Here is a 6,362-nt window from a genome sequence, read left to right as displayed (position 1 = left end):
CAGCCGTACAGAATATGAAGAAGATGGCGATCCACCTGGATCGCCTGGAAAACAGGGGGTAATCCCCTATTTTCCCTTTTGATGTGACCACTTGATATGTAAGAAACCCTGTACTTTGAAAAAAGTACAGGGTTTCTCGACAATCTGAGACGTCCGAGTAATCGGACGTCTTTTGCCTTACACCGAGCTTTTACGAATCGAGCGGTAGCTGACGAGTGCGAGGATAACCGAGATGGGAATGAGCCACAGGGACAATTCAAAGGCAGTATGTTTGATAACCCAGTCAATCACTTGCCCCCACCAGCCGTATTGGGTAACCAGAACGCTGGCCCCCGACAATATAATGAAATAGGCCGCAAACATGACAAAAGTCTTAATGCCGCGATGACGAAGATAGAACACGCCGATTCCTATCCCGATAAAGGCAAATGTAAGAAGCAATATGAAATAAATGATGAATTGTTCAAATAACGTGCCGTCATTCAAATACGGCAGTTTGAAGAACGATATCCGGTCTCCCCAAGAACTCGTAAAGCGTTCAATTTCGGCTAATGCCAATAATATAATCGACGTTATGACGCTGTACGCTACCACCATCAGAACAGAGCCCAGATAGAAGTCCGTTCTTCGAATGCTGAATCCGAGGGAAAAGGGAAACAGCTGCAGCACCGATACAAGAGCCGCGATAAACACATAGATAAAGATTGTTGCCAATCCCCCGGCATAGAACGCTTCACCATTAACCAACACGCTGATAATGTAGTTGATCAGAAAGCTGAATGCCGTGATGGCCCAGGGCAAATAAAACCAGGATAGTTTCTGTCTCGAATAAATATGGATTACGCCAGGAATTCCGTTCATGGTTGGATCCCCACCTTTTCGCGCTTAGTTAAATATACGATCAATTGTTGAAGGGAAACGGGGGTTGTTTCTAAGCCCAATTCCTCCGCCTCTTTATGCAACTTCGTTGTCGCGCTGCCCATCACCGTGACGGATAACATGGAAGCGAACGACTCCCGATGTATCACTTCCAGCCCTTGGATAAACGATTCAACCGTTCCGGAGGGACCGACGATCTTAAACGCACGTCCCCGCAAGTCATCCGTAGCATCGTCAAGTAAAATTCGGCCGGAATCAATGACGATAATATGCTCCAGCAATCTGCTAACCTCATCAATCAAATGCGTGGACAGAATAATCGTGCGCGGATGATTGGTGTAATCCTCGATCAGATGATCATAGAACAGCTCTCTGGCCACGGCGTCGAGTCCGAGGTAAGGCTCATCAAAGATCGTGATCGGTGCTCGGCTGGCGAGTCCGACAATGATGCCTACCGATGAGAGCATGCCGCGGGACAATCTCTTTACGAGTCGTTTCATAGGCAGCCGGAATACCTCGATCAGTTTGTTTGCATATGCCGCATCCCAATTCGGATAAACGTTAGCGGCAATTCCCATAACGTCCTTGACCGTAAAGATATCCGGATATTTCTGGCCTTCCTTAATGAAGCATACCTGCCGGATCACCTTCTGATTTTCGTATGGATGCTCTCCGAATACGCGAATCTCCCCTTGGCTTGGGAACAGCTGCGCCGTTATCATCTGCATGATGGTCGTTTTGCCCGCGCCGTTCCTGCCAAGCAATCCATAGATCTTATTCGCCTCAATGGTAAAGCTCACATTATCGACAGCCGTCGCATCCTTGTATGCCTTGCTCAAATTCTTGACTTCGATCACGGTTTGGCTCATCAGTCTTGCTCCCCTCTGCGGATCATTTCCGATAATTGATCTTTGGTAATCCCAAGTTTGGCCGCTTCCTTAACCATGGCGACCACGTACTGTTCATAAAACTCCGTCTTGCGCTTCTCCATCAGCAGTTCACGAGCTCCAGAAGCTACAAACATGCCAATCCCCCGTTTCTTGTACAAAATCCCTTGATCCACCAGCAGATTTACGCCTTTGGCAGCCGTTGCCGGATTGATCTGGTAAAAGGCTGCAAACTGATTCGTTGATGGAACCTGTGTCTCCTCAGGCAGCCGGGCTTCGATGATGTCGTCTTCAATTTTGTCGGCAATTTGCATGAATATCGGTCTGCTGTCATCAATCTGAAATGCCATTTACCTCACCAACTTTCATTTATAACCTTCATTGCATCATTGGTTAGTTACTCATGTAATTAACCATATAAGAGATGGGGTTCATTGTCAATGGGTTATCGGAATTTATTTACAAAAACAAGACAGGAATTGGACTTTTGTCCTAAATAAATAGTCCTTATCTTCCGATAAAGTATAGGCACAAATCCTGCGTTGCCCAATACAGATAAAGAGAAGAGGAGCTTGAGAGGAAACATGAAAAGAATTATTGCAATCGTTGTACTAGCCATGCTGACGGTAATAACGCCGCTGTATGCCGCATCCGCACCCAAGAATTTGGCTTATGTGGATAAGAACAGCCAATCCTATATTTCGATTGGGGTACTCAAGACCTATGACGGCGTAAAGGTGGCGTATACAGCCGCTGAAAAAAAACTCACTATTACTCGCGAAGATACAGCTCTCACGCTATACCTGGGCAGCCTCAATGCCTATGTAAATGGCAAGAAGGTTCAGGCTAAAGCAGCCCCGTTCTCCGAGAACGGCTCCACCTATGTACCGCTGCAATTTGTCAGCCAGCATCTGGGCTTGCAGCTATCCTGGAGCCATAATAGATCTACCCTGAACATCACGGATGGGAATGTAGCAAACACGCTCCCTGTTCTATCGGGAACATTAATATCCAGCCAAACCAAGCCCGTTACGACGGTTAGGAAAACCTTCAAGGTGGGCTCCCGTTCCTTCAGTGCACAGGTGGTTACCGTTTCACTTCTCCATCCGAAGGTGGAACTGGACGTCGTTCTGGCAGGCAATAAAGCAGGGAAGGTCGAGGATTTGCGCAGTATAGCCAAGCGTAGTAACGCCGTAGTGGCTATAAACGGTACGTTCTTTGATGCCTACACTTCCGGCGCATACAAAGCGCCTTACGGCTATTTGGTCAGCAAAGGCAATATTTTGCACAAGGCCTCGGGGGATAATCGGACGATCTTCACCTATGACAGCAACAATCTGGCCACCATGATTCCTGGACTTGATTTCAGATCCATATATGATGCCGGACATTTGGAAGGGGCACTTCAAGGTGGCCCGCGTCTACTGACTGACGGCAAGGTAACCCTGGATGTCAAGAAGGAAGGCTTCAAAGATCCAAAGATTCTAACAGGCGGCGGCGCACGAAGCGCGCTCGGTATCACGAAGGATCATAAGCTGATTTTGTTAACGACAGGCGGGGCAACCATTCCACAGCTTGCTGAAATTATGAAACAAGCTGGGGCCTACCAAGCGATGAATCTGGATGGTGGTGCCTCCAGCGGCTTGTATTATAATGGATCTTACTTAACGGCCCCTGGGCGTCAGGTCAGTAATGCCATCGTCGTAAAATATAAATAGTTACCTCCTCTCCCCTGGTTATCCGGATATTCTGCCGGCTAATCAGGGGGTTTCTTTTTAGGCAGCACTACCTCTGCTTGGAGCCGCATATGCTGATCAAGAAAATGTTTCACGAAGAGGACCCATTGTGTAAATATATAGCAAACTGTCTTTTGTGAACGTTCTAAGCTAATGGTTCATTCAGCGGGGGGTGGATTCCATTACATCGTCTATTGCGGTCATTCGGACGAGAATTAGAGACACGGTGGAGGGGATATATCGGGTTTGGAGGGAATGGATTGGGAGATACCCTTTCATTGCCAAAGTGTATCACTTATTTTCCTGGCTTTCCCTGCTGGTGCTCGTTTTAAGTCTGATTCTGATTGAAGAATCGCGGACCATGCTTGTTCAATATTTGTGGTCTTTCTACGTACTGCTGCAATTTTGGCTGCTTAGCCGAAGCAAAACCGTTACCTGGAAGCAGGTCAGCTTGTTTGTTTTCTCAGGGATTCTTTTGGTCATTCCCTTGACCAATGGGACCATGCAGGGACTTCATTTGATTTTTGGAGGACGTACTAACGACACATGGTCATTCGCCGTCATGACCCCAGTCGTTGAGGAAGTCTACAAGCTATTGCCGCTGGGACTGTATTTATTTTTTTCAAGAAGAGCTACTTCGTTAAGTCTGAGCGATTATGTTGTATTAGGGGCTGCTCCCGGCATTGGCTTTCAATTTATGGAGGAGCTGTCGAGGCGCTTAGTCCAAAGCAATTACGGGGTGTCTTTTCTAGGCGGCAAAACGCTCCATTGGGAGTTCTTCGATTTATTTCCGGGCTACTTCGAGGAAAGTTTTATTCCGACCATGATGAATGTTACGCATCCTGTACATAGTGCTATGATCGCACTCGGAATTGGCATCGCTTTCCGGTACGCCAAACGCCTCTCACGCTGGGCCTATGCATTTCCGGCTTTCCTTCTGCTATGGGCTATCCTGAATCATGCAGCCTGGAATGGACAGAACCGGCTGCCGGAGTGGGTGCTGACTATTCATGAATGGACCGGTGAGGGCTACCGAACCGAAGGCTTCTTCCTGGTCCTGCTGGTTGCAGGGTTGTTCATCGACTATTTCGATCTGCATCGAATCCGTGACCGTCTTCCCGTTCTGAAGGGTGAGGCCCTCATCAACCCATTAACGGAGTGTTGGCAGATGACGCGGGCTCTCTTTACGGATAGGAAACGCCTCGGTTACTTGATTGGATTCTACCGAGAACGACGCGAGCTCGGATACTCGATATTGTATGGCAATCTCGAAGCAGCAGGCCAAAGGGATCAGGTCCAGGAAAATGTAAGAAAGTATACTGCCGTTCTGGGAGCCATCGGCATTCTCATGCTTGCTGCCGGGATTCTGTCCAGTATCGGCGCTTCGATGACAGCTGGCGACTCCTCTTGTTTCGCGTGCTTGTTCGACTCACTCCAGAACTGGTGGGACCGGCTTAGCGGCTGGGAACAAGCGGGTATGATATTGGGAGCCTTTGCCCTTTCCCTGCTGTTTGTGAGCTTCTGGCCCGCTCTTGGTATTGCCATGACCGGTGCAGGCATTGCCGGTGGCGGACACGAAATTGCCGGATACATCCGCGACCCGAAGAAACTGCTATCCCCACAAAATGCGGCCGCTGCCGTGATAGCCGTTATCCTCAGCCGGATTCCGATAGGTAAAGGGGTATCTTGGCTGTCCAATAAGCTGGGTCCCCGTGCAAGAAGGTGGCTGGATACGCTTTCCGAGAAAGTCGGTTTGAAAACGCGCGATGAGCCGGATACTCCCTCTGGCCGATCTCGCGATGATCGAAAGCCTGACGGTACCAATGAACAACCGGAAGAGAATCCGCGGAAGCCAGATGATGACCATGAGAATAAACCTGATGAAGATAAGCCGAATCCAGATAAGCCTGACACCGAAAAGCCGGATGAAGATAAACCTAAAGACAAACCCGATGAAGATAAACCTGACGAAGCTGAAGGAACACCGCAAGAGGTGCCGAGATATTCCGGAGAGCTGCAGAAGGTTAACAAGCCGGATGCTGCCGCGGATGCGCTTGCGGAGCGACTTGGCGGAGAATCGAGAATGAAGTTTGATTCCGACCCGATCGGGCGGGAATTCGACGCGGTTAGCGATGAATATATTGCTCAGACCAAGCCAGCCCTGCAGCAGGTTAACAAAAAAGTCCGTGATCAAATGAAAGCGACCTTTGAAGCAGCGGAGCAAACCGGAAGGAAGGTCTATTATCATTTTGAAGGGGAGCCTGTCCAATCGGTTATTGACAAATTACATGAATACAGCCAAAGATATGGAATAGAAGTCCACATTGATACCGATCCATTATAACGACAAGGAGTGAGCATTCATGTATGAATTTCACGGCTGGGCTACTATCCAGGAAAATCCTGCGGAAGCGGATGCCGGGCAGCTCGACATGATTATTCAGAAAATACAGCTTAAGATGACCGAATTTGCATGGGGCAGCGGCTTGCTATCCTTAAATGCGGCTAACGGCTTCTATTACCTTCATGTCGGAGGTTTTACGAACCGCAAGGGAGCCGAAGCTGCCGAGATCGTGGCGCTGTACCAATTGATTGGCGAAATCGCTCCCGGTTCATACGGTCTCCTGTATACCAGAGATGATGAGAATCTGGAGGGTTATGATAACGAGTTCCGGGTTCAGGTGCTGGCACGCGGACAATTACGGGAACAACACGATCCGTTTCTCTCCCCTTGCGTCCCGGTAATCGAAGATGCAGTCGATTAATGACATGATGTATAGAGTTAGAAAATAAAAAAAGATCCCGTTACTCGCTATGTCATGATGTTCTCATGGATGGCGGGTTACGGGATTTATTGTTT

6 protein-coding genes are annotated in these 6,362 nt (G+C 48.5%); 3 read left to right on the top strand and 3 right to left on the bottom strand.

Translation table 11 applies throughout. From position 1 onward, the window contains the following. Window positions 1-177: 177 nt before the first annotated feature. The 3 genes from AB4124_RS22185 to AB4124_RS22175 are packed head-to-tail and all read right to left on the bottom strand — an operon-like array spanning window position 178 to window position 2,116. On the bottom strand, window positions 178-861 hold the full coding sequence (locus AB4124_RS22185; RefSeq protein WP_441974177.1) for a hypothetical protein: 684 nt from the start codon (window positions 859-861) through the stop codon (window positions 178-180). Beyond that, on the bottom strand, window positions 858-1,748 hold the full coding sequence (locus tag AB4124_RS22180) for an ABC transporter ATP-binding protein (protein ID WP_076321908.1): 891 nt from the start codon (window positions 1,746-1,748) through the stop codon (window positions 858-860). The genes AB4124_RS22185 and AB4124_RS22180 overlap by 4 nt, the downstream gene beginning before the upstream one ends. After that, entirely contained in the window at window positions 1,748-2,116 is a 369-nt protein-coding gene (locus AB4124_RS22175; protein ID WP_009591066.1) for a GntR family transcriptional regulator, read from the bottom strand. The genes AB4124_RS22180 and AB4124_RS22175 overlap by 1 nt, the downstream gene beginning before the upstream one ends. Window positions 2,117-2,350: 234 nt before the next feature. Here AB4124_RS22175 and AB4124_RS22170 point away from each other — a divergent pair, with 234 nt between their 5' ends. The 3 genes from AB4124_RS22170 to AB4124_RS22160 all read left to right on the top strand — a co-directional run bounded on the left by AB4124_RS22170 (window position 2,351) and on the right by AB4124_RS22160 (window position 6,267). Then, on the top strand, window positions 2,351-3,484 hold the full coding sequence (locus AB4124_RS22170; protein ID WP_441974176.1) for a phosphodiester glycosidase family protein: 1,134 nt from the start codon (window positions 2,351-2,353) through the stop codon (window positions 3,482-3,484). 190 nt (window positions 3,485-3,674) lie between these two features. Continuing rightward, window positions 3,675-5,846, top strand: coding sequence for a restriction endonuclease fold toxin (locus AB4124_RS22165; RefSeq protein ID WP_441974175.1), 2,172 nt, complete (start codon window positions 3,675-3,677; stop codon window positions 5,844-5,846). A gap of 19 nt (window positions 5,847-5,865) precedes the next feature. Then, window positions 5,866-6,267, top strand: a complete 402-nt coding sequence (locus AB4124_RS22160; protein ID WP_441974174.1) for an immunity 7 family protein — start codon at window positions 5,866-5,868, stop codon at window positions 6,265-6,267. Window positions 6,268-6,362 lie beyond the last annotated feature (95 nt).

The organism is Paenibacillus sp. 2KB_20 (assembly GCF_052115765.1).
GTDB lineage: Bacteria > Bacillota > Bacilli > Paenibacillales > Paenibacillaceae > Paenibacillus_AQ.
Note: the sequence above shows the minus strand (reverse complement) of the source record. Positions and strands in the feature narration are given on the sequence as shown.

What these genes read in the sequence shown, in the direction of transcription:
- AB4124_RS22180 (WP_076321908.1), bottom strand. Translation starts at nt 1,748, where the DNA reads ATGAGCCAAACCGTGATCGAAGTCAAGAATTTGAGCAAGGCATACAAG.
- AB4124_RS22185 (WP_441974177.1), bottom strand. Translation starts at nt 861, where the DNA reads ATGAACGGAATTCCTGGCGTAATCCATATTTATTCGAGACAGAAACTA.
- AB4124_RS22175 (WP_009591066.1), bottom strand. Translation starts at nt 2,116, where the DNA reads ATGGCATTTCAGATTGATGACAGCAGACCGATATTCATGCAAATTGCC.
- AB4124_RS22170 (WP_441974176.1), top strand. Translation starts at nt 2,351, where the DNA reads ATGAAAAGAATTATTGCAATCGTTGTACTAGCCATGCTGACGGTAATA.
- AB4124_RS22160 (WP_441974174.1), top strand. Translation starts at nt 5,866, where the DNA reads ATGTATGAATTTCACGGCTGGGCTACTATCCAGGAAAATCCTGCGGAA.